Annotated in this window: 32 protein-coding genes; 13 read left to right on the top strand and 19 right to left on the bottom strand. The window is 45.7% G+C overall.

All coding sequences use genetic code 11. The features are described 5' to 3' along the window. Positions 1 to 72 precede the first annotated feature (72 nt). Positions 73 to 393, bottom strand: a complete 321-nt coding sequence (locus PPHA_RS07035) for a hypothetical protein (protein ID WP_223294005.1) — start codon at positions 391 to 393, stop codon at positions 73 to 75. Between the two features lie 43 nt (positions 394 to 436). Between PPHA_RS07035 and tnpA the strand changes: the two genes are divergently transcribed. After that, positions 437 to 880: an IS200/IS605 family transposase gene (gene tnpA / locus PPHA_RS07030; protein ID WP_012508047.1), complete on the top strand. Its 444-nt coding sequence runs from the start codon at positions 437 to 439 to the stop codon at positions 878 to 880. A gap of 43 nt (positions 881 to 923) precedes the next feature. On the opposite strand, the gene PPHA_RS07025 is transcribed toward tnpA, so the two are convergent. Further along, the gene (locus PPHA_RS07025; RefSeq protein ID WP_083765312.1) at positions 924 to 1,547 is read right to left on the bottom strand and encodes an RpnC/YadD family protein; all 624 of its coding nucleotides are present in this window, start codon (positions 1,545 to 1,547) and stop codon (positions 924 to 926) included. A 291-nt stretch (positions 1,548 to 1,838) separates the two neighbouring features. Between PPHA_RS07025 and PPHA_RS07020 the strand changes: the two genes are divergently transcribed. Next, entirely contained in the window at positions 1,839 to 2,108 is a 270-nt protein-coding gene (locus PPHA_RS07020; protein ID WP_012508164.1) for a hypothetical protein, read from the top strand. 202 nt (positions 2,109 to 2,310) lie between these two features. Here PPHA_RS07020 and PPHA_RS07015 read toward each other — a convergent pair. Beyond that, a protein-coding gene (locus tag PPHA_RS07015; protein ID WP_150085532.1) for an ISNCY-like element ISPph5 family transposase occupies positions 2,311 to 3,791 on the bottom strand; the annotation gives its coding sequence in 2 pieces (ribosomal slippage) (positions 2,311 to 3,329 and positions 3,329 to 3,791; 1,482 coding nt in all). A gap of 288 nt (positions 3,792 to 4,079) precedes the next feature. Here PPHA_RS07015 and PPHA_RS07005 point away from each other — a divergent pair. Then, the gene (locus PPHA_RS07005; RefSeq protein ID WP_012508163.1) at positions 4,080 to 5,033 is read left to right on the top strand and encodes a PGN_0703 family putative restriction endonuclease; all 954 of its coding nucleotides are present in this window, start codon (positions 4,080 to 4,082) and stop codon (positions 5,031 to 5,033) included. Between the two features lie 124 nt (positions 5,034 to 5,157). On the opposite strand, the gene PPHA_RS07000 is transcribed toward PPHA_RS07005, so the two are convergent. Then, the gene (locus PPHA_RS07000) at positions 5,158 to 5,865 is read right to left on the bottom strand and encodes an RpnC/YadD family protein (RefSeq protein ID WP_012508162.1); all 708 of its coding nucleotides are present in this window, start codon (positions 5,863 to 5,865) and stop codon (positions 5,158 to 5,160) included. Between the two features lie 267 nt (positions 5,866 to 6,132). Between PPHA_RS07000 and PPHA_RS06995 the strand changes: the two genes are divergently transcribed. Both PPHA_RS06995 and PPHA_RS06990 read left to right on the top strand, forming a co-directional pair. Further along, positions 6,133 to 6,354 carry a DUF2281 domain-containing protein gene (locus PPHA_RS06995; RefSeq protein ID WP_012508161.1) on the top strand — a complete coding sequence of 74 codons (222 nt, stop codon included), beginning with the start codon at positions 6,133 to 6,135 and terminating at the stop codon, positions 6,352 to 6,354. An 8-nt stretch (positions 6,355 to 6,362) separates the two neighbouring features. Next, entirely contained in the window at positions 6,363 to 6,734 is a 372-nt protein-coding gene (locus PPHA_RS06990) for a type II toxin-antitoxin system VapC family toxin (protein WP_190274036.1), read from the top strand. Positions 6,735 to 6,856: 122 nt separating this feature from the next. Here the strand turns inward: PPHA_RS06990 and PPHA_RS06985 are convergent, their stop codons facing one another. Both PPHA_RS06985 and PPHA_RS15925 read right to left on the bottom strand, forming a co-directional pair. After that, on the bottom strand, positions 6,857 to 7,438 hold the full coding sequence (locus PPHA_RS06985) for a hypothetical protein (RefSeq protein ID WP_083765350.1): 582 nt from the start codon (positions 7,436 to 7,438) through the stop codon (positions 6,857 to 6,859). Further along, complete coding sequence (locus tag PPHA_RS15925; RefSeq protein ID WP_190274035.1) at positions 7,362 to 7,769, bottom strand: RpnC/YadD family protein; 408 nt, start codon at positions 7,767 to 7,769, stop codon at positions 7,362 to 7,364. Before PPHA_RS15925 ends, PPHA_RS06985 begins: the two co-directional genes overlap by 77 nt. Here PPHA_RS15925 and PPHA_RS06980 point away from each other — a divergent pair. Both PPHA_RS06980 and PPHA_RS14585 read left to right on the top strand, forming a co-directional pair. Beyond that, positions 7,768 to 8,919 (top strand): hypothetical protein, encoded by a 1,152-nt coding sequence (locus PPHA_RS06980; protein WP_012508159.1) that lies wholly within the window; start codon positions 7,768 to 7,770, stop codon positions 8,917 to 8,919. The two genes, PPHA_RS15925 and PPHA_RS06980, sit on opposite strands and share 2 nt — an antisense overlap. Next, positions 8,916 to 9,308 carry a helix-turn-helix domain-containing protein gene (locus PPHA_RS14585; protein WP_012508158.1) on the top strand — a complete coding sequence of 131 codons (393 nt, stop codon included), beginning with the start codon at positions 8,916 to 8,918 and terminating at the stop codon, positions 9,306 to 9,308. Before PPHA_RS06980 ends, PPHA_RS14585 begins: the two co-directional genes overlap by 4 nt. On the opposite strand, the gene PPHA_RS06970 is transcribed toward PPHA_RS14585, so the two are convergent. From PPHA_RS06970 to PPHA_RS06960, 3 genes are all read right to left on the bottom strand, one after another. After that, on the bottom strand, positions 9,280 to 9,672 hold the full coding sequence (locus tag PPHA_RS06970) for an ImmA/IrrE family metallo-endopeptidase (RefSeq protein WP_012508157.1): 393 nt from the start codon (positions 9,670 to 9,672) through the stop codon (positions 9,280 to 9,282). The genes PPHA_RS14585 and PPHA_RS06970 overlap by 29 nt on opposite strands. A 147-nt stretch (positions 9,673 to 9,819) precedes the next feature. Then, on the bottom strand, positions 9,820 to 10,119 hold the full coding sequence (locus PPHA_RS06965; RefSeq protein ID WP_012508156.1) for a DUF2442 domain-containing protein: 300 nt from the start codon (positions 10,117 to 10,119) through the stop codon (positions 9,820 to 9,822). Positions 10,120 to 10,138: 19 nt separating this feature from the next. After that, a complete protein-coding gene (locus tag PPHA_RS06960) occupies positions 10,139 to 10,408 on the bottom strand; it encodes a DUF4160 domain-containing protein (RefSeq protein ID WP_223294004.1) in 270 nt (89 codons plus the stop codon). Between the two features lie 163 nt (positions 10,409 to 10,571). Here PPHA_RS06960 and PPHA_RS06955 point away from each other — a divergent pair, with 163 nt between their 5' ends. Both PPHA_RS06955 and PPHA_RS06950 read left to right on the top strand, forming a co-directional pair. Next, a complete protein-coding gene (locus PPHA_RS06955) occupies positions 10,572 to 10,928 on the top strand; it encodes a hypothetical protein (RefSeq protein WP_012508155.1) in 357 nt (118 codons plus the stop codon). Between the two features lie 18 nt (positions 10,929 to 10,946). Beyond that, positions 10,947 to 11,198 carry a hypothetical protein gene (locus PPHA_RS06950; RefSeq protein ID WP_012508154.1) on the top strand — a complete coding sequence of 84 codons (252 nt, stop codon included), beginning with the start codon at positions 10,947 to 10,949 and terminating at the stop codon, positions 11,196 to 11,198. A 114-nt stretch (positions 11,199 to 11,312) separates the two neighbouring features. Here PPHA_RS06950 and PPHA_RS06945 read toward each other — a convergent pair whose 3' ends face one another. Then, positions 11,313 to 11,948 (bottom strand): hypothetical protein, encoded by a 636-nt coding sequence (locus PPHA_RS06945; protein ID WP_012508153.1) that lies wholly within the window; start codon positions 11,946 to 11,948, stop codon positions 11,313 to 11,315. Positions 11,949 to 12,188: 240 nt separating this feature from the next. Further along, positions 12,189 to 12,899, bottom strand: a complete 711-nt coding sequence (locus tag PPHA_RS06940; RefSeq protein WP_012508152.1) for a hypothetical protein — start codon at positions 12,897 to 12,899, stop codon at positions 12,189 to 12,191. A 136-nt stretch (positions 12,900 to 13,035) separates the two neighbouring features. On the opposite strand from PPHA_RS06940, the gene mntA reads away from it, so the two are divergent. Continuing rightward, positions 13,036 to 13,440 carry a type VII toxin-antitoxin system MntA family adenylyltransferase antitoxin gene (gene mntA / locus PPHA_RS06935; RefSeq protein ID WP_012508151.1) on the top strand — a complete coding sequence of 135 codons (405 nt, stop codon included), beginning with the start codon at positions 13,036 to 13,038 and terminating at the stop codon, positions 13,438 to 13,440. Continuing rightward, on the top strand, positions 13,437 to 13,871 hold the full coding sequence (gene hepT, locus PPHA_RS06930; protein WP_012508150.1) for a type VII toxin-antitoxin system HepT family RNase toxin: 435 nt from the start codon (positions 13,437 to 13,439) through the stop codon (positions 13,869 to 13,871). The genes mntA and hepT overlap by 4 nt, the downstream gene beginning before the upstream one ends. An 874-nt stretch (positions 13,872 to 14,745) precedes the next feature. Here the strand turns inward: hepT and PPHA_RS06925 are convergent. From PPHA_RS06925 to PPHA_RS06910, 4 genes are all read right to left on the bottom strand, one after another. Then, entirely contained in the window at positions 14,746 to 14,934 is a 189-nt protein-coding gene (locus PPHA_RS06925) for a 4Fe-4S binding protein (RefSeq protein ID WP_012508149.1), read from the bottom strand. A 194-nt stretch (positions 14,935 to 15,128) separates the two neighbouring features. Continuing rightward, positions 15,129 to 15,416 (bottom strand): RNA recognition motif domain-containing protein, encoded by a 288-nt coding sequence (locus PPHA_RS06920; protein WP_012508148.1) that lies wholly within the window; start codon positions 15,414 to 15,416, stop codon positions 15,129 to 15,131. 370 nt (positions 15,417 to 15,786) lie between these two features. Beyond that, positions 15,787 to 17,619 (bottom strand): citrate/2-methylcitrate synthase, encoded by a 1,833-nt coding sequence (locus PPHA_RS06915; protein ID WP_012508147.1) that lies wholly within the window; start codon positions 17,617 to 17,619, stop codon positions 15,787 to 15,789. A gap of 60 nt (positions 17,620 to 17,679) precedes the next feature. Further along, on the bottom strand, positions 17,680 to 18,876 hold the full coding sequence (locus tag PPHA_RS06910) for an ATP citrate lyase citrate-binding domain-containing protein (protein WP_012508146.1): 1,197 nt from the start codon (positions 18,874 to 18,876) through the stop codon (positions 17,680 to 17,682). Between the two features lie 108 nt (positions 18,877 to 18,984). On the opposite strand from PPHA_RS06910, the gene lgt reads away from it, so the two are divergent. Further along, positions 18,985 to 19,839: a prolipoprotein diacylglyceryl transferase gene (gene lgt / locus PPHA_RS06905; protein WP_012508145.1), complete on the top strand. Its 855-nt coding sequence runs from the start codon at positions 18,985 to 18,987 to the stop codon at positions 19,837 to 19,839. A 98-nt stretch (positions 19,840 to 19,937) separates the two neighbouring features. On the opposite strand, the gene PPHA_RS06900 is transcribed toward lgt, so the two are convergent. Further along, on the bottom strand, positions 19,938 to 20,588 hold the full coding sequence (locus PPHA_RS06900; RefSeq protein ID WP_012508144.1) for a TMEM165/GDT1 family protein: 651 nt from the start codon (positions 20,586 to 20,588) through the stop codon (positions 19,938 to 19,940). 250 nt (positions 20,589 to 20,838) lie between these two features. On the opposite strand from PPHA_RS06900, the gene PPHA_RS14580 reads away from it, so the two are divergent. Continuing rightward, positions 20,839 to 21,477 carry a GNAT family N-acetyltransferase gene (locus PPHA_RS14580; RefSeq protein ID WP_012508143.1) on the top strand — a complete coding sequence of 213 codons (639 nt, stop codon included), beginning with the start codon at positions 20,839 to 20,841 and terminating at the stop codon, positions 21,475 to 21,477. Between the two features lie 20 nt (positions 21,478 to 21,497). Here the strand turns inward: PPHA_RS14580 and PPHA_RS06890 are convergent, their stop codons facing one another. The 3 genes from PPHA_RS06890 to PPHA_RS06880 are packed head-to-tail and all read right to left on the bottom strand — an operon-like array spanning position 21,498 to position 25,333. Then, positions 21,498 to 22,748, bottom strand: coding sequence for an ABC transporter permease (locus tag PPHA_RS06890; protein ID WP_012508142.1), 1,251 nt, complete (start codon positions 22,746 to 22,748; stop codon positions 21,498 to 21,500). 22 nt (positions 22,749 to 22,770) lie between these two features. Beyond that, positions 22,771 to 24,042, bottom strand: a complete 1,272-nt coding sequence (locus PPHA_RS06885) for an ABC transporter permease (RefSeq protein ID WP_012508141.1) — start codon at positions 24,040 to 24,042, stop codon at positions 22,771 to 22,773. Continuing rightward, positions 24,032 to 25,333 (bottom strand): GGDEF domain-containing protein, encoded by a 1,302-nt coding sequence (locus tag PPHA_RS06880; protein ID WP_012508140.1) that lies wholly within the window; start codon positions 25,331 to 25,333, stop codon positions 24,032 to 24,034. Before PPHA_RS06880 ends, PPHA_RS06885 begins: the two co-directional genes overlap by 11 nt. Between the last annotated feature and the right edge of the window lie 2 nt (positions 25,334 to 25,335).

Raw genomic sequence — 25,335 nt, 5'->3', positions numbered from 1 at the left:
TCTTCCCGGCGGTTGTCCTATGAAGGGCAAAGAGCAGCGAACGCCAGAGCCTGGCGTGAATCTCAGCTCGTTTTATGATACATCCGATTTATTGAAAACAGCTTCCAGAGTCGGAGCTGTGACAAAAGCTTTACCCCAAGCTTCCAGCTCCTTTGCTTTGGCGCACTGTAACCGCTCTGAAGCCCATTCGGGTAACAGGCCAAAGCGGCACTCAAGCTGACTTTTCAGTAAGGTGTATTGCCCCCTGATCATGCCAATTCGTTCTACACTTGTAATGTATTCCATGTTTTCATTCTCCTCAATGGTTTCAAGTTCTTGCCAGACTCGGCTGTTCAACCATTCGGGCAGTTGCATCAACCAGTCTAAAATATAAAATAAATCTCTACGGGTCATATTCCCCGCCGCTTGCGGCGTGATATGATGTATATTAGTTGGCATGAGCGAATATATTCACAAGAGCCACAATGTCACCGTTCTGATGTATCACATAGTGCTACCAGCAAAGTATAGACGCGTGATTTTTGATAATGAGGTGGATGAAGTCCTAAAAGACGTGTGCTTGGACATAGAAAATCGTTATCAGATCAAGTTCCTGGAAATTGGTACAGATAAAGATCATGTGCATTTTTTGGTGCAATCAGTGCCAACGTATAGTGTCACGAAAATCGTGACGATGATAAAGAGTATTTCTGCTCGAGAAGTGTTCAGGCGATGTCCCAAAGTAAAAAAACTGTTGTGGGGTGGTGAGATGTGGACGGATGGGTATTATGCCGGAACGGTTGGAAAGCATGGAAATGAAGACATGATAGGCAAGTATGTCAAAGGGCAGGGCGGTACGTATCAGAAACGCTACAGTGATTATCAGTTGTCACTGTTCTAAAAGAGGAAATCTTCAATACCCCGCTGCTTGCGGCGGGGATTCTTTATTCAATGATACGTTGTTTATCCCATTGATGCTGATAGAGGATTCGCAATAAACGGATTTTTGCTGCGTAGCGTTCCTGATCCTGCTTTTTGGTTTTTTTGGTCAGGATATGAGCTGCCGTAATCCATCCAAAAACATTATCTGATTCCAGCAGCTCATCAAGTCGCTCTTCGTAATCGGTCAGCTTGGCCATCAGAAAATTGAAGGTATGACTACACCCCAGCACTGTCAAGCTGTAAGAGGTGGGTTTCCACTGTTTGTGTGTATCCGCCAGTACTGCCAGGCTGGCAACAGGTCGCCTGTATCGGTCAAAAATACGATAATTGTAAACAAACATCCGTTCGGCAAACTCAGCTTGCTTTTTACCCTGTACTTCAATGTGAATATATATCCACTTCTCGTCACCATTCAACACATTCACCCTGACCAGCTTGTCAACAAAACGCTTCCCCAACTTGGCATCCTGAACTATGGCCCGCAGCTCCTGATCCAGAAAAACATGCTCCTTTGCCCAATCTATTTCAGCATGAACCAGTGGGAAGTAGAATTCCATAAACTCTTGAAGGTAGTTCTCAACGGCCCTTTTCCACGGGCTGTCATACTGGTCGTTTGGCGTATCCATAGGTTGTGTTCCAGTAACATTCATTGCGCAGAGAGTGTATACGCAGCGATGCGTAATAATTAATATAAAACACTGCAATAATATCAACAATCTCCCTTGATACAAAATAATTCATATATTTTACGTTCCAATGTTTATTGTCAGGATGCAGTTCGGAGTTATGCAGAACGGTCTGGATACCGTCACCACCTGTTCTATAGTCGTTCCAGACTCAAGTGGACAAAGGGGGGCGGGCTTCAGGCAAAATTCAATGATAAAGGGTTCCTGTCGCGAGACATAAGTGTCAAGGAGATGATTGAACACCGGGGGGATATCCATCATATTTTTCCACGGCAGTATTTGAAAGAGCATGGTTTCAGCCAGAGCCAGTATAATCAGGTAGCGAACTATGTCTATGTTCAGCAGGAGATTAACATCAAGGTAGGGAAGCGCTCTCCGGCAGACTATATCGGTCAAATCCGTGAGCAATGTCAAAGCGGGAAGCTCGCCTTTGGTGGGATTGATACTCTTACAGATTTTGAAGCAAACCTTGAGGCGAACTGCATCCCCGGTACTATCTAGTGCCAGAAAGAAAACCCCTGTTTTTTGAAAATTTGACAACCTCCCGCCGGATTAAAAACCATTTTTAATGATCAACAAAAGGCGTTTTTGTGCTGATCGTGACACGCCATGGGTAAACTACCGAATTTTGCTCCAGGAAGCGTCATAACGAACGGATCTCTCCCTGCGAATTGGTAAAAAACTCTTTTTTTGGGGAGAGAACTCAGGCAGCTTTTTTGTAGGGCCCTCGATGTCGCTTCGCATCCTGCTTGTACAAGAGTGCTCCATAACGATGAATGTTGCGAGCCAGCACTGCAAGGGCAACATAGCGATTGAATCCTTTGATGCCATCATCAGGGCATATATCCAAGCCGTGAACCTCAAGTGCGTTGATTGCTGATTCAACTGCCGAATGCTGCCGTCGCAGTCTCCTGAATTCCGGCTCGGATTCATGAGCTTTGTCGATTTTTGAGAGCTTGCCTTTTTTCGGCATAACAACTTTTTCAAGAAGCGCTTTCAGGTCGCGTTGGTTATCCGGGCTATGAAAGCCTTTGTCGTAGCTGATCGATCGCAAGTTTGGAAAACGTTGCTTGGTCTCTTCGATAATGGACACTGCGATGTCGCTATCGACAACTTTTTCCATGACCTGATGATGCAGGATAAAACGATACTGATCTTCGATAATACAGACCCGTAATCCCAACTCAACCGGCACTCCCGCCTTGCCTTTACTGATCCACTCGGTGTGTGGCTGAAAAATTGAAAAGACTTTCTCCGCATGCGGAATAACCTCGTCATTTATCCGACGACGAATTTGCCCCATTTGTACCTCAGCATGAGCAATATAGCCGTTAAGCTGGCTGAGCCGCAACGGATTTAAGCCACCCAGTTCTGCGCCGGTACGCACTGCCCGTTGTAACTGATAATCGACTGCCGCAAGGTAATCGAGGAGTGCTTGCTTTATTTGTTGATCTTTGAGAGCTTTCTTTTCCGGCTTTTTTGATGTCGAGTGCTTGAGCTGTTGCACAATACGACGCATTCTTTTGATATGCCGGATGTTATGATCGTATTGGCGCCATTGACTTAATCCTTCATCAAAAGACCATTTCGCACAGACCTCAATGGCTTTGCGAATGGCATCGAACAACTGGCTTGTATCAGCAGGAAAGTGAACGTTGGTTTCCACCACAAACGAATCACCTCGGGCCATTAAAGGGAAATTTTCTTCCTCTTTTTTTTTACTAACGTATGACCTGCACGGACAATTTCCTGGTTGATTCGATCAAGCAATTCGGGGGTAAACAGTCGGACATTATCTTTGATGGTCTGGAGTTCATAAGATGTTTTATCAGTCCAATCGTTGTGACCAAGCATCTGGCGAAGCGTATCGTGGTGATTGACCAATTCATGAAGCCGATCGTAATCAGCGTTGATTCCCAGTCGAACGACACCCAGTACCAAAATTGCCCATTGCTCCATACCGGGACGCCCTGTGTTTGGGTCAGCTTTTCCTTCTCCTTTTTTCCGTTCAGGACGAACCTCTTCGAGGATGGCAAAAACACGCTTGCGCAACTCCTCGTCGGTGTAGATGCCCTGAAGGCCCCTCAAGATTTTTGGGATATCATCTCGTGATTTCGGATCGAAAACAATGGCAGAAATATCGGTACGACCGAACATCATTTGGTGGTTGATGACGCTACGCATAGTGGATTTCAAAAAACGAAGTTTGGAGTCTGTTTCTCTTTGAGGGCACCCTGCAACACCTTTTCTCTATCAAAAATGCTTCTAATGGGGTATTATTACGCTTTAGCTCAGGGTCCGTCAAATATCTTTGACCATGAAATAACAATATAAACTATTATTTTATAATATCATAACAGTTTTTCGTTCATCCACTATCTATGAGATGACGTTAGAGGATTACGAGGTTTTTTTAGGAGTTCGTAGATCGTTGATGGCCCAGAAGATCAAAAAATATTATCAAGGATTGTGATGAATTTAACAAAGCTTGCAGAGGATCTCCATGCCAAAGAGTCGGTTGATAAATCCGACTTTCAGCGAACCGCTCGTATTCTTCAGTCAATCTGGCGAGAAGAGCAAGGTTTTTCATGCCATGAGTACGCTGATAAGAAAGGCAAGGCGCACCTTCGAGGCTCTCGGTTACCAATGCCTTGGGCTGAGGACTCACTTTCAAATTTTATTACTGACGGGGTTCGACAGGTTGTGCGAGAGGAAGTCTGCAATCCGAAAGTCAGTAAAGGAAAACTCTTTGGTAAACCACGTATTTTCGACAATCTGCTTTCAAGCCAGCCACTTTGTTTTAATCTTTTTGCTGAGCTGAAAAGAGATATCCCCTTGGCTATCGATCTTGTTAAAGAATTAACGTCAGGCCGTTTCCGCCAAGTGAACGCTATCGAGTTTGAGTTTTCACCAGGTCGCAGAGACTCCCGATACCTTGGAGATCGATCGGCGTTTGATGTCTTTATCGACTGTGAAACATCAACAGGTGCCTGTGGATTCATAGGGATTGAGGTAAAATACCATGAGAATCTCATTGGCCCGGCAGGGAAAGATGGTGAACAGAAGCAGGAAAATGTTCGTTACGATCAAGTTGCGGATGAGATGAATTGCTTTTCTGCAGGCACCAGAGATGCGCTCAAGTTATCGCCGCTTGAACAAATATGGCGAGATCATTTGCTTGCAGGGGCTATATGTGACACAGATCACTATGAGGACGGTCTTTTTGTGATGTTATATCCAAAAGATAACCACCATGTGAAAGGTGCGGTAACCGATTATCGCAATTGCCTTTCAAATGACAGCTCATTTTCTGAATGGACACTTGAAGATGTCTGTTCCTGTCTCAAAAAATATTCAACTGCGGGGTGGATTGATCTCTTCGTTGACCGCTATCTTGCTTTTGAAAAGATAACAGCTCTTTTATAATTTTGTACGACATTATCAGGAGAAGAACCCTGAAGCCAGCAAAAGCGAACAATCTTCGCGGCGGTGGTACTATGCAGGGCAAAGAGCAGCGACCGCCAGAGCCTGTCGTGAATTTCAGCTCTATTTATGACACATCCGATTTTTTGAAAACATCTTCCAGAGTCGGTGCTGTGAGAATCGCATCAGCCCAAGCTTCCAGCTCTTTTGATTTGGCGTTTTTCAACTTCTCTGAAGCCCACTCGGGTAACAGGCCAAAGCGGCTTTCGAGTAGCCTTTTCAGTAAGGTGTATTGGCCTTTGACCATGCCAAGTCGTTCTATGCTTGTGATGTATTCCATCTTCTCTTTCTCCTCAATTGTTTCAAGTTCTTGCCAGACCTGGCTGTTCAACCAATCCGGCAGTTGCATCAGCCAATCTGAAATATATAATAAATCAATGATACGTTGTTTCTCCCAGTGACGCTGATAGAGTATTCGTACTAAGCGTATTTTTGCCGCATAGCGTTCCTGATCCTGTTTTTTGGTTTTTTGGGTCAGGATATGAGCTGCCGTAATCCATCCAAAAACGTTATCTGATTCCAGCAGCTCATCAAGTCGCTCTTCGTAATCGGTCAGCTTGGCCATCAGAAAATTGAAGGTATGACTACACCCCAGCATTGTCAAGCTGTAAGAGGTGGGTTTCCACTGCTTGTGTGTATCTGCCAGCACGGCCAAACTGGCAACTGGCCGGTCATATCGGTCGAAAATCCTGTAGTTATAGACAAACATGCGTTTGGCAAACTCAGCTTGCTTTGTACCCTGTACTTTGGGGGGCTTCAAGGCAATCTTGGGCACTACAGTCTTTCATTTTTCCCAAAAATATTCATACATTATTTTTGACGTATTGCCGTGCTGGTATTCCCTATACAGAAAAGCTCTGCTGATATCCTCGCAGTTTTAAGTTTTTCTGTTTTCTGGGGTCATGGGTCGGTTATGCGGAATAGCCCTGACAGAGTGTATTTTGGAAAAGTGACGAGAGTGCGAGAGAACGAATAAAGTTCAAGAAATGAGAGGATCCGGTATAAGAAATATATCAAAAAAATTAGGCATAGAGGAGATTAAATGCAACATGCAATCATTACAAAAGGGCGATTGCTGTCACCGAGAAGTATTATTCTTGAAGAGGATATTCCTTGTATTGAAGATTCGTTTGAAATTATCATCATCAATGAAACGACGGTAAAAGAAAGGTCATCAAGAGAGGTTGGTACTTTGAAAGGGAAAATACATATCAAAGATGATTTTGATGAGCCTCTTGAAGACTTCAGGGAATATATGGAATGAAGATAATAGTGGATACACATGCATTACTTTGGTTTTTCAGTAATGATATCAACTTATCCGAAAAAGCCAGAGAAGCCATTGTGAATTCAAACAATGATGTTTTTATTAGTATCGCCAGTTTTTGGGAAATATCGATCAAACTGAGTTTATCAAAAATTGCTTTGGACATTCCTTTCGAATTACTGTTTGATGAGTCGGAAAAACTGAACATGAGCATCTTGAACGTAAAAAAAGAACATTTAGTCTGCTTGAAAGAACTTCCTTTTATTCACAAAGACCCTTTTGACAGAATGATAGCATGTCAATCAATCGTTGAAAACTATACTCTGGTCTCTATTGACAAGATTTTTGATGACTATAACATAGAAAGATTTTGGTAATTATTTATGCATCAGAGTTTTGTCAGGAGTAACATGTTTCGGGTTCTGCAGTCAACCAGCATTTGAAACATTCAGGGCAGAGAGCAGCGAACGCCAGAGCCTGGCGTGAATCTCAGCTCGTTTTATGATACATCCGATTTATTGAAAACAGCTTCCAGAGTCGGGGCAGTGAAAATAGCATCACTCCAAGCTTCCAGCTCTTTTGATTTGGCGTTTTTCAACTTCTCTGAAGCCCACTCGGGTAACAGGCCAAAGCGGCTTTCGAGTAGCCTTTTCAGTAAGGTGTATTGGCCCTTGACCATGCCAAGTCGTTCTATGCTTGTAACGTATTCCATTTTCGCTTTCTCCTCGATTGTTTCAAGTTCTTGCCAGACTTGGCTGTTCAGCCAATCCGGCAGTTGCATCAGCCAATCTGAAATATATAATAAATCAATGATACGTTGTTTCTCCCAGTGACGCTGATAGAGTATTCGTACTAAGCGTATTTTTGCCGCATAGCGTTCCTGATGCTGCTTTCGGGTTTTTTGGGTCAGGATATGAGCTGCGGTAATCCATCCAAAAACGTTATCTGATTCCAGCAGCTCATCAAGTCGCTCTTCGTAATCGGTCAGCTTGGCAAGCGGGAACTCAAGAGAGAGTTTGCAGCCCAGCACGGTAAAGCCATAAAAGGTAGGTTTCCAGTTCTTGTGTGTATCCGCCAGCACGGCCAAAACTGGCAACTGGCCGGTCATATCGGTCGAAAATCCTGTAGTTATAGACAAAAATGCGTTTTGCAAACTCTGCCTGTTTGGTACCCTGTACTTCAACGTGAATGTATATCCACTTCTCGTCACCATTCAACACATTGACCCTGACGAGCTTGTCAACAAAGCGCTTACCCAATTCGGCATCCTGAACTACGGCTCGCAGCTCTTGGTCCAGAAAGACATATTCCTTTGACCATGGTTCGAATGGAGAGACGCGGATATGCGCCTTTATGGCTTTATTTTGTTCATGTTGTTTTATATTGACCACTGACAAACCATTAAGCGCCATGAGCAGCACGTTGAACAACATTGAATTCCTTAGCCCCCGGCTCGTTGGTGAACGATTTTCGGGACATGCCATTCCTCTCGATGTTCTCAGGGATTTGGCTGTTCTGGAAGAAATGCTTGTTGAAACCGCCAAATGGGGGTACATGCAAGAACACCCCGACAGGAAACGCATTCCTCGTGGTTTTACCAACGGTGTTTCTCTCAAGCTGACAGGTATTGAAGAGGGAAGTGCCATCCCAAAAATAGCCTTGTTCTTCACACTTGCGGGAACAAGTCTGGATCTTTTTCCTTCTGATAATGCCCATTACTTTCACCTGGCTAAAAATTCGATAGTTAACGCAGTTAATGCTGCCGAACGAAATCGGGATATCAAGGAGTATTTGCCTGAAAATCTTCTTTGTTATTTTGATCGAATAGGCCGGAGTCTCAGAGATGGCGAGTCACTTGAGTTGAATCCTGCGGATACAGCTCAACCGGCTCGACTGAACAAAACTACTCGCAGAAAATTATTGCTTGCTTCCTCAAATGTGTTGGAGCTTACTGAGGAAATTACCCTGAGAGGATCAATACCTGCTGCTGATCAGGCGAAAATGACGTTTGATTTGCACATTATCAGTGGACCTACAGTGAGTGCGCCAATTTCACCGCAACATTGTGACATCGTTAAGGAAGCCTTCATGCGTTATGGTAATGGCGGTATCGTGATGCTGCAGGGGATAGGAAGGTTTAATCGCAATAATCGGCTTCAAAGCATCGATTCTGTCGAGCACATCAGCTTGCTGGATGCTAACGATGTGTTGGTTCAGTTGGATGAACTGCGCTCTTTGGAGAATGGCTGGCTTGATGGTGAAGGTGTTGCTCCGGATAAAGAGGGGCTGGACTGGCTTGTCGGCTATTTTGAAACATATTACTCGGATGAGTTGCCTGTACCATGCATTTATCCGACACCCGAAGGTGGAGTTCAAATTGAATGGGCCCTGAATGGTTATGAAATATCTCTTGCTGTAAATATCGATATCCGTCAGGGTGAGTTTCATGCCTTGAACATGAGTAATGATGACGAAATCATAAAGTCTCTTGATTTTAACAAGCCCGATGATTGTGTGTTGCTGAATCAGGAACTCAAGACACTATCGGAGGCTGAGGTATGAATGACGCTACATTGATGCTTCGCCAGATTCATCCAAGCTTTATCAAGCAAGGTCAGATAACTTCCCAGGCATTCCGCCCTACAATCAAGGATGATAAAAAGCTTTCCGTATACGATAACGATATGATTACTGCGAAGAAAGCTTACGAGCACTATACCAAAAAGCTGTTCCATGACATGGCCAAAGACCTTGTTGAGGTCGGAGCAATGGATGAAGTAACGATGCGTACAGTAGAATCGCTTTGTTTGCCGGAAAAAAAGGTTTTTCTCCCGGAGGACATCCGTCGCATTCGGACAACAAACCATCTCAGCCAGCCTGTTTTTGCTTTGATTTCAGCTTTTATTTTGCATCAAGCTGGACTTAATCGAACAGACTTCCTCGATCTATAAAGCCTTTGTTCACCAACGTCGTCTCTATCACTCTTGTTGAAACGTTGAAGTAGTGTGCCGCTTCATCCAGCTTCTCTTCTCCGAAGTCTTCACCAATGAAATCTTTCAAGGCATTGGATGGACAGAGAAACTCTTGGGCGAAAGCTCGCTGAAACTTCTGCCGGGCAGTGTTAACGGTGGTAACTGGCAGAAACTTGTCTGTATCTGGTGAATAGAGCCGATCACCAACCAGACGTAAAAGGGCAAGTTCCGTAATGAGCACTCCACCAACGGTTATTTTAATATCAGCAAAGGTAAAGCGCTCTGCTTCATCAGGAGTGAAGCGCTCAAGCCATGCAAAATCAATTGCAAATGCTTTACTCATTGATGCTGCCCATAGTTATGGCTTCTTAATGTGTCCATTTTTCTGTTGCAAGTTCAGTTCTGTTGTGCTTGTTGTTTTGTTGTCAGTTGCGGGCGCTTTGGGTTGCGGTGTAGCCTGGGCGGTGAAAATGGTAGGCCCCTGAAACCGTTACCGATCCTGTGACTGTTCGACTTTGTGCATCTGGGCGGCAAAGGCGTCGATGTGTTCGTCCCATGCGTAGAGCAAGTCAGGGTCAAAGTCTGCTCCATTTGGCCATACTATAGTTCCAACTTCCTCGTCAACGGTGACTTGCCTGAAAAAATCATGATTGCGCAGCGGTTCATAGAGTTCACCATACAAAATGGGTTCCAGATTGATTTTCCTTACCGTACCGTTATCGAAATGTACACGCAATGAAAAGCCGTCAAGAATATCGACAGCTAAGACCCTTATAAATTGATGTTTCATAGTGAGTTATCGTCTTGAATTAACGGAGCGGTTCTATTTTTACCGGGGCCTTGCCATCCTGTAACAAATCCCAATCGGTCAAAAGTTCAAACTGATGAATTTCAGCCCAGGCCATCACAAGTCGTCGCTGCCTTTCGGGTAATTCGCCTTCCATCATGGTAACCGGGTCAATAGAAAAAACGGCCTGTGAATCCTGATAATAGGCGTGAAAATGAGGCGTATGATGGGGAACATCCAGTTCAGCATACATTCTTATCAAAATCCCGAAAAATCGTGAGAGTTCAGGCATTATCCAAAAGTTTACTTTTAAAGAAGTTACTGGAAGTATTGTCTTGATTACATCCAAATAATATCACTTCGAAATTTACTCAAATAACAGGCTGATACAAAGCTGACATTCCAGAAGCAAATCAAAGGGTTCCTGTCGCGAGACATCAGTGTGAAGGAGATGATTGAACACCGGGGGGGATATCCATCATATTTTTCCCTGGCAGTATTTGAAAGAGAATGGTTTCAGCCAGAGCCAGTACAATCAGGTGGAGAACTATGTCTATGTTCAGCAGGAGATTAACATCAAGGTAGGGAAGCGCTCTCCGGCAGATTATATCGGTCAAATCCGTGAGCAATGTCAAAGCGGGAAGCTCGCCTTTGGCGGTATTGATACTCTTCCGGATTTCGAAGCAAACCTTGAGGCTAACTGCATTCCCGGTACGATCTATGAGATGACGTTAAAAGATTACGATGAATTTTTGGGGGTTCGCCGAATATTGATGGCTCGGAAAATCAAATGCTTTTATCAAAGCCTATAATAAGATATCCCGGTTGCCATGAAAGTTGGCGTTAGAATACCTTCGCTTAAAAAGCGCATTGCTGCCCGCACCTCGTGGAAGCGGTATGCCCGCCAATCTCTGGGCTTCAAGGCTCCTCGCTGTTATGGCTGGATAACCAATCCAAAGAAAGCACTTTACAATCGGGTTTATTATCGAACGATACGGGGCTGTTCTGTTGTGCTTGTTGTTGTGTTGTCGGCTGCGGGCGCTTTTGGTTGCGGTGTGGCCTGGGCGGTGAACATTCGGTGATATCCAAAAATTCAAATCATTCAGTGCGGAGGGAGCTGCCTGATTTTCATTCGAATCGTTTTCGGAGCTCGGTTTTAGCCTCCCGCCAGAACCTGTCGTGAATCTCCGTTCTTGTTACGGCACATCCGATTTTTTGAAAACAGCTTCCAGAGTCGGGGCTGTGAGAACCGCTTTACCCCAAGCTTCCAGATCCTTTCTTTTGGCACTTTTTAACTGCTCTGAAGCCCATTCAGGCAACAGTCCAAAGCGGCACTCAAGCTGACTTTTCAGTAAGGTGTATTGCCCCCTGACCATACCAATTCGTTCTATGCTTGTAACGTATTCCATGTTTTCTTTCTCCTCAATTGTTTCAAGTTCTTGCCAGATCAGGCTGTTCAGCCAATCAGGCAGTTGCATCAGCCAGTCTGCAATATATAATAAATCAATGATACGTTGTTTCTCCCAGTGACGCTGATAGAGTATGCGCACCAAATGTAGTTTTGCTGCGTAGCGTTCCTGATCCTGCTTTTTGGTTTTTTGGGTCAGGATATGAGCCGCCGTAATCCAGCCAAAAACGTTATCTGATTCCAGCAGCTCATCAAGTCGCTCTTCGTAATCGGTCAGCTTTGCCACCAGAAAATTGAAGGTATGACTACATCCCAGCACCGTCAAGCTGTAAGAGGTGGGTTTCCACTGCTTGTGTGTATCCGCCAGCACGGCCAAACTGGCAACTGGCCGGTCGTATCGGTCGAAACGACGGCCCTTTTCCACGGGCTGTCATATTGATCGTTTGGGGTATCCATAGGTTGTGTATTGTGCCATTAACGTTCATTGAACAGAGAGAGTACGCGCAGCGATGCATAATAATCAATACGATACACTCTAATAATATCAACCAACACCATTAACACAAAATAATTCAGGTATTTTACGCATCAATTTATAATACCAGGATACCGTTCTATCGTATGCGGAACGGTCTCAATACCGTCACGTCCTGTTCTCTTGTCGTTACAAATTCAAGTGGAAGGGGAGTTCGTTCAAGCTCCATGATATCCTGCTCTCCTTCCAATCGAGAGTGCAGTCGAAGTGCTGGAGGAGTTCGGTGCCGATAACGGCTGTGGTGTTGGTCATGTTCAGGGTCATATCGACGGCTGCTCCCAGCTCGCCGGAGAGTGTGCCGTACTCCATGGTAAAGGCCTTGCCCCCGAGAGCGGTTTCCATTGTGTAGGTCGGGGAGGTGAAGTGGCCGTTAAAGGGGTGGAAGTCCGCTTTTTGGCCTGTTTGCGCCATGCCGGAAACGAGAGCAGGGGAGATGTAGGAGAGGTGCGCTCCGGTATCGAAGAGGGCTTTTGTGTGGTTGTTGGCGATCCGCAGGGGGAAAATCGGGCATCCACTCATTGTTTCCATCTCATCGATGGTCTCGCCGTCTGGAGTGTCGTCTCCGATGTCGATACATTGTTCCTGCCAGCGGATTCTGAGTTTATGGAGTGACAGGATGTCGCAGCCGATGAGGATGTCGATGGCAATACCTGCCAGATCGCTGAGTTGCCTGGTTGTAAAACCCATGAATTGATCCGGGGTAGTGTGACGCTCTCCTCCAAAGCTGAAAGGGCGGGAGGAGATGCTTGCTGGCGAGCCGGTATCGATAAGGGCCATCAGCTCTCCAATCGGGAGGATGATGTGCCCTTTATCTGGTTTGAAACGGAGTGTTGTTGCCATGGTACTTTTTTGGGGATAGGCGTGCAAAATCCGTATGGTAAAAGATTGTGCAAATGTAGCTGGTTGAGTATCTTGAACTACAATATAATCATAATGCAGGGGTATCAGAGATATGATAAAATGACCGGAAAAAGTGATGATTGAATCTATTGCGCCAACGATCCTGAAGCATTTTCCAACAACTGTTGCGATTTATCTTTTCGGAAGCTATGCAACAACCGACGAGAGAGTGGATAGTGATGTTGATCTCGCACTGATGTTTCCTCACGGGAGTACGGTTACAAATACTAATCTTGCGTTGAGTGCCTGCAAGGCTGATCTCGAAATGCTTTTTTGCCGGGAGGTGGATCTCCTGAATCTGAGGTCATTATCAACGGTCTTTCAAAAAGAAATCGTCATGACAGGCCGCCTACTTTTCTTGAGCGACCGCTTTGCTGTTGATGAGTTTGAAATGCTTACCATCTCTTATTACCAGAAACTCAATGAAGAGCGGGCTGACATTCTTGCCGAGATTAAAAAAACCGGAACGATTATTGCATGATGATTGACGACATCATTCTCAACAAAAAAGAGAGCATTGAGCGCTGTATAAGGCAGATCAAGCTGTATTACGCCTTGCCGTCCGAAAAGCCTTTTGAGGAGGACTTCATGCGTCAGGATGCCATCGCCTTAAATCTGCAGCGTGCATGTGAACAAGCCATTGATCTTGCAAATCACCTTATCAAAATCCATAAATTCGGGTTACCAAAGGAAAGCCGGGAGAGCTTTGCAATTCTTGCCGAAAGAGGCGTTATTGATCGGTTGCTTGCTAAAAACCTTCAAGGTATGGTTGGATTCCGCAATACATTGGTTCATCAATACCAAAGCTTGAATCTCGGTATTGTGATTGCCGTGATTGAACAGCATCTTGACGATCTGATAGCGTTCACCAATTGCGCAATAAACTACCAGAAGCAAGATGGAAACACCTGAGCAATGCCTGATGTACGGGAGTCTTTCTTGTGAGAAAAGCCTCTGCAGAATACAAAAGTTCAGCTCATAAAAAAAACTTTATACCATTTACTTTACATAACTAATATTATACAACAAATCCGGGTAACAAAAGATGGTCCTCTGTTGACTCATTTTTTGTATCTCATGCTTCAGGTTTCTCTTGTGCCATGTTTGGTTCTGGCTTAGCCTTGGTTAACGCGCTGTTATCATGATGCAAATTGAATCCGGGACGCACTTGTTGTGTAATCCGGAGTCAATGATCTGGGGTTGTCAGAAAAACTTAACTCAAACGGAATTCATCATATCATGCTGTATCATGTATTTTTGAGTTATGGCTGCAGGATCAAGAATTTTAGCTCAATTTGCCTCCCCTGCCAATTGATACGATAAAAACACTCTTTTTCAGACAAATAAGGGTTGGTGCGTTACGAGGTGCAAGTATTCAGGCCTGGTTGTTTGGAAGTGGATCGGTTTGTTCTTGGATTGGGATTATGTGGGCAGTTATTTTACCTTTCAAAACCATCCGCGCAGTACTTGACACCGCCTGAAAACTTTGAAGCTCTTGATATCTCCCCTCTCCTTCTGCGCTCCCCTGTTTTTCGCTATTTTTTACTGTTGTATAATATTAGTTATGTAAAGTAAATGATATAAAACAATATTATATAAAACTTTAACAAATAACAACAGCACCTGCAAAGATGCTGTTGTTTAGATTCCGATCCATTCCTGAGGCTAAAATATCCAACACGCAACGAAGTAACCTGGACTGTTTCCGTCTATTTACATGCTATTCTGTTCCGGCTCAATACTTCGTAGTTATATCAACCGGCCTCAGGCTTGTTTTTGGGCTAATTCAGGCTTTGATAATGCTATCAGTTGGACATATAGCAACACATGCCGGAGCATCATGATGACCAACACAATCAACACAGAGCGCTTCATCGATGATATACATATCGTCTCCAACAGAAATAGCGTTTACTGGGCATTCAGGCTCGCAGGCTCCGCAAAGAATGCAGGTATCAATAATTTTATGGGCCATAATTTTCGTTTTTGGTTTTGGTGTCAATAAAACAAGGTGTTGCAGAGAACGCGAACAATATAGCGATAGTTACCCCAAGACATAACCGAGAATGGAAATATTTTTTGGTAAGGGCCTCCCTGTGTTGGGCATAACAAGAAACCCTGACAAAACTTGCGTCCTGTCAGGGTTTTGGTAAAAATAGCCGGAAAAGCTTAGTAGCGGTCCCTTCTTGGCGATCTTTCTTCACGAGGTCTCTCTTCGCGAGGTTTCGCTTCGTTTACCGTTACCGTGCGACCGTTCAAATCCTTTCCATTCATTGATTCGATAGCCTCACGTGCTTCACTGTCCTTAGGCATCTCAACAAATCCAAATCCCTTTGAGCGACCTGAAAATTTGTCATTGATGATGCTCGCATTTGCAACCTCTCCGAATTCGGAGAAAGCATCACGAAGATCATCTTCAGAAACAGTATAAGCCAAATTACCGATGTAAATATTCATTTTTTAATCTCTGTGTACATGTGCATTGATAGGGAGAGATACCGGCAAGTAACCAAAGCACAAATTACTTGAATAGCGATCAGCCAACCATTGACTGAATTCTATACGAAGTTTAACGTAATTACTGATCGTTTTCAAACATAAAATGCATAGACAGCATATTTGTTGAAATAAGCACCGAATGAGGCTCTTGTATTTTTATACGAGAAATCACGTTAACAACTTTTAAATAAAACTGTTACAATCGTTTATACTGACAAGGGCGCTCCTCCCCTCCTTGCAGAAAAGACAAAAAAAAGGCAGGAATTGTGGTTCCTGCCTTTTTTTTGTAACAGACACCTTTCACTTATGGCAAAGGGTGTTAAGCTGTTTACTTCTTTTCGGGAACTTCTCGTTCTTCTTTTACAGCATAATTAATCAGATAATCGTAGAGCCTGATAAGGCGCGAATTCTGATTGTTCTGATCGATCCAGTGACCAATCATGCCGATTGTCCGAGCCAGAACAAAGAAGCCGTTGAGTGAGTATTCCGGGAAATCAAGATCAACAAGAATACAACCGATCGTACCATCCACGTTCAGGATAAGGTTATCCTTTTTGGCTGTGGTGATCTTTTCGACTTCAAGTGCATAGTCAAGACAAGGAGTGTGAAGCGTCGTCTGGTTTGTAACATAGTCAACCAGATATTTCACCCGTTTATCCGGATTTTTGACGCTCTTCACCCTGTGACCGATACCTGGTACCGGACCGACATTCTGCTTCATCCAGTTCAAAAATCCAGGAATGTCGTTAGGATACTCCTTGACGCCATACTTGAAATATTTTCCGGCATTGGTGACTGCGCCTCCAAATCTTGGCCCAATCATGGTCATGCCTGCTGAAACAGCCTGAGGCAAGTCGATGCCTGCACATGCCGCGATAATGGAGCCGAATGCGCCAGAAACTGCCGGGCCGTGATCGGCTGAAATCATGATAATGCGTTTGATGATCTCAGACTCTTCTTTTGATGGAAGCTTCTTGTTCCACAGAAGTCCGATAACGTCCTCAATACCGTAGCCTTTTTCACAGAGTTCCGATGCCGCATAGCCAACATAACGGGGCTCTTCACCACGATCGTCAGAAATGGTGGTACGGATGAGTGGCTCGACAATAATATCGCCTTGCTTCATGACTTCCTGAACACTTGGAGGAAGTTGTGGCAACAATTTTTCGTCGAGTTCCGGCTCAGGCTTGATAACGCCACTCGCCTTCAGTTCCAGATAGACCTGTTTGATAGCCTTGCTGAGTCCACCAAAGGTATCAGGAACAACTGCGCCTGCTTCACGAAGGGCATTTATCTTGGAGCGTGCCGATCCAAGACCTTTTTTTCCTTCTTTTGCGCCAGCATGGCCAAATTTCATGCCTTGTGGCAGCACATCCTGACAGGTACCACCAATTGAAGCGATCAGTTTGATTCGGCGTATTTCCTTGCCAAGCCATTCCGCAGCCTCTTCCTCAAGCGTCCCACCCACTTCTCCGATGATAACGACTGCCTTGGTATCAGGATCGTTTTCAAACATATTGAGATAGGTCACGAAGTCCGTTCCAGGATAGGAGTCTCCACCGATAGCTACGGCTGAGGTGATTCCGTTGCCATTCTGGGCACATAACCACATGGCTTCGTTCGAAAGGCCACCCGATTTGGTAATGACACCAAATGAGCCTGGACGATAGAGATTACAGAGTTTCAGGTTTTTGAACTCTCCGCCAATAACACCAAGGCGACACTCCCCTGCCGACATGATACCGATAGAGGATGGCCCGTTGAAGATTTTGCCGCTGTCGATTGCATGTTTGCGCAGTCGTTTGGCATCCTTTTCCGGCACACCTTCGGTGATCATGGTCACAAGCTTGATCCCTTTTGCATCAAGGGCCTCTTTTGCTGACTGGTATGCCCGGGATGCACCGATATAGATAAGCGCTGTATTGATCTGAGGGTTTTCCTCGAGGGCTTTTTCGAGTGACGAATAAACAGTAACGTTGTTCAGTTCGCCGCCACGGTAAATCTCTTTCTGTTGCCCTTCCTCTGGCGGGTAAACAAACGCCTGCACCGTCAGCGGTCGATTGATCAGAAAGTCGAACTGAGCCATCCGCCTTGCAGCATTCAATCCAGCAATACCGCCAATGATGACCGCTCGTGTATCCTTATTTGCTAAAATACTCACGATTCTTACGGTTTATATGTTAGAAGTTTCTCTTTGGGGTTCCTGCGATATCGCCTGACCTTATGAGTTAAGGGCAAGATCGACAATATCGGTCATAGGCATGCTGCGATCATAAACGTGAATGTCAAATCCCTCTTCCTGCAGCTTTTTCATTGCGGCAAGTCCCTGATTCTCATTCGGTCCACCGCGTCTTACCCAAATCTGCACGTTTTCAAGGTATCCTTTTGATTTGCTCTCACGGAATCCATTGATAATCCCGTTGAACGTTGCCTTGACATCCGTGAAGTTGGCTATTGCACCACCGACGATGATATGCTTGATATTAGGAAGCCTGCAGATCGTTTCTGTCAAAGCCTCTACTGCCCAATCCGGAGGATCACCGGAATACTCTGCATAATTGGCAATTGAGCCGCCTCTTGCTACCACGGCATCGGAATAAAAAACCGAAGCGCCGCCGCCTGCTGTAAGGAGAGCAATGTTTCCACCCGGTACTTCAACCAACTTGACTGATCCCTTAATGCGGGCATCGATATCCATGATCTGCTGTTCGGCCTCTGTATAGGATCTTCCGATTTCGGAAACTGGTTTGAAATCCCAGTCAGCATGACGGAAACGTGCATCCCAATCAACATTCATAACGGCATCAAGAGCTGCAAATCGCATGTCGCTCTTGCGTATGACAAGTGGATTGATCTCAATTGATTGAGCATCTTCATTGTCGAAACAGAGAATAAGGCGTGATGCAATTTTAGCAACACGTTCGGCGACTTCACCGGTGAAGCCAGCTTCAAGAGCTGCTTCGGTAATGTGTTCAATCGTCGGGGTTTCATCAAGAGAAATGACAAGCCTCTTTACCGTATCCCAGTTGTCTTCGATATCAACTCCACCCTTGTTGGAAAGAAGAAGTTCACTCCCGTCGCGGTTACCGGCAATAGATAAATAATACTCCTCATCGTGATCAAGCATCTCTGCAACAATAACCTGACGAACGACTGATGTGCCTATCTGACGTCCAATCATCTCTTTTGCTGCAGCATAAGCCTCGTCAAGATTCAGTCCAAGCTTGACCAGCCCGAGCTTAAACCGCCCGCCGATAGCTTCGTGAGCTTTAACAACGAGTTTTGATTCTCTCAACCATTTATTAGCTTCCCCAAGTTGGGCAAGGCGGTCGGGATCCATGATCACAACATAATTTGGCACAGGAATGCCCCATTTGTTGAATAGTTTCATGGCTGGCCCTTCAAGTATCTTAGCCATACTATCGGTTTTTATGTTAATGGGTAGAAACACTGCACAGAATAGTGCAAGATTTTAAGTTAACTAAATTTATTATTGATACAACAGTTTCAAAAAAAAAGTACCGTTATGAATGATTTTTTGCTTTGGTGGCAGCAGTTACCGTCACAGATGAATCCTGTACTCTTTTCTGTCGGAGCGTTCGCTATCCGCTGGTATGGTATGATGTACATCATCGCGTTTGGTGTTGTCTATCTGTTGAGCCGCTATCGCATCCAGAATGAGAAGCTTCCTTTTGAGCGTTCCTATGTCGGTGACGCCCTGACCTGGGCCATGATCGGCGTTGTACTCGGTGGTCGCTTGGGCTATATTCTCTTTTACGGCATGAGTTCTTTTCTTGCCGATCCTCTTGGTACTCTTATTCCCTGGATCTCTGTTCCTGGAGGAGGTTGTCGATTTGCTGGCATCACCGGCATGTCCTATCATGGCGGCGTTATAGGAGTTATTCTTGCCCTGCTGGCCTTTACCCTTTCCCGGAAAAAAGCTTTTTTTGAAACTTTTGACCTCTTTATTCCAGCCATACCTCTTGGGTATACCTTCGGCCGTCTCGGCAATTTCATCAACGGAGAACTCTACGGAAGGGTGACAGATTCCGCACTCGGCATGTACTTCCCTCTTGCTCCTACCTATGAACTTCGCCACCCTTCGCAGCTCTATGAAGCTTTTTTTGAAGGAATCGTTCTTTTTATTCTCCTCTGGCTGCTGCGCAAAAAATCTCCTTTTCCCGGATTTCTTTCAGCCACCTATCTTTTCGGTTATGGATTTGTCCGCTTTTTTATTGAATACGTTCGTGAACCGGACTCTCAACTCGGCTTTGTATTTCTGAATTTTTCGATGGGGCAGGTACTTTGTTTCGTCATGATGGTTGCCGGCGTTGCGGTGTTTCTCTTCAACAGCTCTTCAGCGAAGTCAGCAAGGAGTTAGAATCATCACCTCCCCGACACGGAGAGTGGCCGCAGCACAAGAGTCAAGATTGACAATACCGGGCTGGTTTGTTGAGCTGCCCGGTATTGTGTTGCTCCTTATGATGCCGTATTTGCAGGTTTTCGAAGAAAGATATAGCCCGTGAGTGCAATAAACGCTCCTGCAACTCCCCATATGGCAAGAGCAAATCCCGAACCGCCTTCGTACATACTAAAAATCCCAAAGAGGAAAAAGATGACCGCCGCACCGATTTTGATGATGTTCTCAGGCAGCCGGGCGCCGAGCATTTTTCCTGCAATAATTGCCAGCCCGTCGGAAAGCACCATGCCGATGGTTGAACCAATCCAGACAGGAAAAAATGGATTGGTTGAAGCAAGGGTAATGGTTGAGAGCATGGTCTTGTCGCCAAGTTCCGCCATGAAGAAGGTTGAGAATACAAGCCAAAAGGGGTTAATACCGGTTTTGCAGCTTTTCTCGTCCTCATCAAGGCTATCACCCCGAAGCGTCCAGAACCCGAAAGCAATGAAGGCAATACCTGCAACAAACTTGATCCATTCCGTTGGCAACTTGTCGCCGATGAACCAGCCGATCCCGGCTGAAAAAACGTGAATGGCAAGAGTTGCCCAGAAAATACCCCATAATACAACACTGGTATTGTAACAGGTTGCCAGCGTCAGGGCAACAAGCTGGGTTTTATCGCCAAGTTCAGCCAGAAAAATCATGACAAGAGAAAGCCAGAATGCGTCCATGGATAGGTACGGTTAGGGGTAAAAAAAGAAACCACAAGTATAGGGGAATACAGTGGTAGGTGCAAGCGGAAACGGCAAAAAAGGCCGCCCGGACAGAGCGAAATCAGAACGAAATGTTAAATTGCTGTTTTTACAGTTTTAAAGCCATATTACTGCCTTCACCCCCTGATTTCCTTTTCTTCCTGACAGGAGCCATCTTCGCCATTCTGAAGTTGGGTTAAGACGTAGTATCAACCCGCAGGAACTGACCATGATACCTTCAATAAGAACGGCAACAGAGAGCGATATAGCCAGATGCGCAGAGCTTCTTGGAATTCTTTTCAGCCAGGAACATGAGTTTACGGCTGACGCCGAGGCGCAGTCGCGAGCGCTCGCCATGATTACCCGCAATCCGGAGCTTGGACGGATATTTGTTTCTGAAATTGATGGCGAGATTCAGGGGATGGTGATGCTCCTTTTTACGGTCAGCACCTTTCTTGGCCAAAAAGTTGCCCTGCTTGAGGATATGGTTGTGGCGCCTGCGTATCGGGGCAAGGGAGTCGGGAAGCAACTGATCGACCATGCTGTGGATTTTGCCCGCAGGGAGGGCTTTGGGCGTATAACGCTCCTCACGGATCGGGACAACGATGTCGCACAGCAACTCTATCTTTCAAAAGGGTTTTCACGCTCGGAGATGGTTGTTTTCAGAATGCAACTTGACGATGAAACATCCATGAAAAAGAGTGAATCTGAAACATGGATGTGCCGTGAGTGCGGTTATCTCTATGATCCCGCTGAAGGTGATCCTGAAAGCCTGATCAAGGAAGGAACCCCGTTTGCAGAGGTTTCCTGCCAGTGGAGCTGTCCGGTCTGTTTTGCATCAAAAGCCGATTTCAATCCGTTTTCATGAGGTTACGCTTGCCGTAACGATCAGTTTGTCTTGAGATCGAGCGAGCGGCTTCTGGCAATCAGGGCTGCTTTTCGGGCAGGATAGAGGCTTACCAGAAAACAGAGCAGGATGGCCATGATGCTGACGGCAATAAAATCGCCGGTTTGCATGTTGACCGGGTAGGCCTGGATGATAAAGGCGCTTTTTGAGGGAAGCTGCACAAAGCCGTAAAGCTCCTGGAGTTTGCAGAGGCTCCATGCAATGACGGTTCCGGCGGCAGTGCCTGCAATTCCGGTCATTCCTCCCTGGATGATGAAGATGGCCATGAACTGCGGTTTTTCCATGCCGAGACAGCGAAGATAGAAGAGTTCACGCTGTTTGTCGATGGCGGTCATGGCGAGGGCTCCAGTAAGGCTGAGGGCAGCGACAAGAATAATGAGCATCAGAACGCTGAAACTCACCCATTTTTCAAGTTGCATGACGGCGAAGATGTTACTGTATTTTTCATCGAGGGTGCGCACCCGAAGGCTTGTTTTCAGGGGACTTTGTGCCAGCCACTTCCTGAGGTTTTCGCTGAAGGCATCACCTGAAACGCCCTCTTTCCCCCTGATGTCAATGCCTGAGTACTCTTCGCTGCCCATGAGCAGAATTTTCCGGGCGAAAAGGCCGGAGGTGAGAACATAGCGGTCATCAAACAATTTCTGAAGGGAAAAAAGCGATGTGACGCTGGTTTCAGGAATACCGAGCATCGGTATAAGATAGGGCTCCGAGAGCGATTCAAGGCCAAGAGAGATCAGTTCCGGACTGAAAATTTTGACCTCTCTGAAGGGATAAAGGTTTGTTCTGAAAGCTAAAAGCTCCCCGACAGCTATGGTTTCAGGGGTAAAAAAGGGGCGCAATGTGTGGGTCTGACGCATCAACCGGCGCTGAGCCGCATCGCTGATTCCTTTTACAACGACCAGTTCGCTTTTTTCTCTGGTAGCAAGAATGGCCTCTCCTTCGGCAAAAGGCTCTGCCGATCCGACGCCTTCAATGGATCGTATCGATTGCAGGAGATTTTCGGAGATCTTCATGGTTCTGCCCTCAAAGGGAACCAGTTGGGCTGGGCTGTCGATGGTGATGAAAAGGTCGCGTGCAAGTTTCTGAAATCCGTTCAGCACACTCATGACCACAAGGAGGGTGCTTACGCCAATAACGATTCCTGCAAGACTGATTGCTGAGATGATATTGATGACCCGAAACCGTTTTCGGGCAAAACTGAAGCGTTGTGCAATCCATAAACCTGTTTTCATACCAGCGGAAATAACATTTTGTTTAAGTCCCCAGTGCGGTACCGGGTTTCAGTGAGGCAGCAATCCGTGCCGGAATAAAGGCAAAAAGCAGGGTAAGGGCCATCACTGCAACAGAGACGACGGCATAGTCGACCGGCTCAATCAGCAGTGGAACATATTTGATGAAGTAGCTTTTTTCGGGAAGGGTAATGAGATGAAACCGCAGCTCGAAGAGTGTGAGCGAGAGGGCCAGAATGTTGCCAGTGATCACTCCCGAAAGCGAGACGAGAAAAGCCTGCGCCATAAAAACGGCGCTTATTTTTCCGGGTTCAAGCCCGAGTGCGCTGAGCATACCGATTTCGCGGGTCTTTTCAATAATCAACACCAGAAGCGTAGAGATGATGTTGAAAACCGCTACAATGGTGATCGTGATAATCAGCAAGGGGGTAATGTTTTTCTGCAGTTTCAGCCATTCAAAGAGATTGGCATAGCGCTCAAACACCGTATAGCCGTAGAAGGGAAACCCAAGGAGATTGAGCAGCTCTTTCACTGTTTCCGGCAGTTGATTGAGGTTGTGCACACTGGCATCATAGCCACTGATCATCAACGGATTAAAGCGCTCCTGAAGCTCCTTGAGATCGGCAATCACGACAAAATCATCAAACCCCTCCTGAAGCCCAGTGTCGTAGATGCCTCGTATCACGCCGACTTCAAGGTCGAGAGAAGAGAGCATATCCACAATGTTCTTGTTGCCTGCAATAAGCTTTGCTCCTGAGGCATTGCTTCCCAGTCCGACAAGCATCACTTTTTTTCCGACCCGGAGATCAAGATTTTCAGCCAGTGTCTGGCCTGCGTAGAGTCCGATACCTTCGCCATTATTTCGCCTGTCGAGGGTTCCCGCCCGAAGAAATTTTTTCAGAAAAACGCTCTTTTGCTCTTCACTCACTCCTTTAACAACAACCGGTTTGCTTCGCCAGCTTTCAGTGCCTCCTGTTGTGCGATTCCGGAGCACAAAACTTTTTTCCAGAAAGGGTGACGCGCTTGCAATGTTTGGATGGCCTGTAATTTTTGCAAGATCGGTGCGGCGCTCCTGAAAAAGTTGCTCTTCGGGATGGCGGATCTGCAGGTGAGAACTGAAACTGATTAACTTGTTTTGCACACTGCTGGCGAATCCATTCACAATTGAGAGTGTCAGAATAAGCGCTGCCGTCCCCACAGCGATGCCGATAACGGCAACCATGACAATGAAGGTCGGTTTCGTTGCCGATCGCTGTTTGAATGCAAAGCGCCGCGCAATGTAGAACTCAGGCCTCATCCCGCTTTCCTGATTTTTGACTATTCATGGAAAGAAAGGTTACCACTTTGTTTCTGCCGTTTGACTTTGCCTTGTAGAGAGCCCTGTCGGCATTGTTGATCAGGTTATGCCAGTCAGCAGCATCAGCCGGAAACGTTGCAACACCGATACTGACCGTCAGCTCTCCGGCAGGCTGCTGTTGTTGCTGCCGAAATGATTCCCGGCTGATAATCTTGCGAAGACGTTCGGCTATTTCACTTGCTGTCTCGGTATCTGTTTTGGGAAACAGGATCGCAAACTCTTCGCCACCGAATCTTGAAGGAACATCATATGCCCTGCACTGTGTGCTGATAATATCGGCGAGCGCCTTCAGTGCCCTGTCACCAGCAAGATGGCCATTGGCATCATTGTATCGCTTGAAGTAATCAATATCAATCATGGCAAGGGAGACCTTTTCATTCTGGCGTTTGGAGCGTTCGACCTCTACAATCAGATGCTCTTTGAAATGGCGATAGTTATAAAGATTGGTTTTTTCATCCCGAATATGCAGTTCATCAAGCTTTTTATTTTTCGCATCAATATCACCGCAAAAGCTCATGATCGAGCGGGTGACCTGGGTGATGTCGCTGGAGTACTCCGCATCAGTCAGCTCCTTTTTCATCTCTTCAGCGGTATCCCGAATACTCTCCGGTATATTTCTATTGAGCAGTTTTAATTGCCCTGCAAGCTGGGAAAGGGGGATCAGCGTCTGGCGATAATTGTTGTGGAGCATCCATCCTGCTGTGATACTCACTGTGAGCAATACAGCAAGAATAAAGAGCAGAAAAAACTCGTTGATGACAACAAGTTTGACTGAGGCATCCTGTGATTCAATTTTGGCTTTTTCAATACTTTTTTCAAGGTCAAGCCTTAACAGTTCAAGGTTTGATGCGGCAAGCAGTTTCGGCCAACTCTCTCTGGTGAGCAACATCGAGGCAACAGGCTGTAAACCGGCATCATGCATCTCCGAGAGCAGTTTTTCATACATCAAAAGCAGTACTTCAAAATGCTCACTTTCCTGGGTTGCCTGCTCTTCTGTTGTGCCATTCAGCCGCTCTGCCTGATTGCGCAAAAGTCCAAACTCAATGAGTTTACCCCTGAAATCAACCAGATCAAGATAACATGCCTGTTTTTTTTCCACCTTTTCAAGCAGAGTGTGCTGTGTGACAAAAAAACCTGCAGTACCAGCTATAACAATACAAATACTGATTGTTCCGGTAAAGACAATTGCCTGTAGCGGAGAAATTTTTTTAATGGTCTGCCAGGCAATCATAA

The organism is Pelodictyon phaeoclathratiforme BU-1 (assembly GCF_000020645.1).
GTDB classification, from domain to species: domain Bacteria; phylum Bacteroidota; class Chlorobiia; order Chlorobiales; family Chlorobiaceae; genus Chlorobium; species Chlorobium phaeoclathratiforme.
The sequence above is the reverse complement of the archived record's forward strand: the minus strand, read 5'-3'. Positions and strand labels throughout refer to the sequence as shown.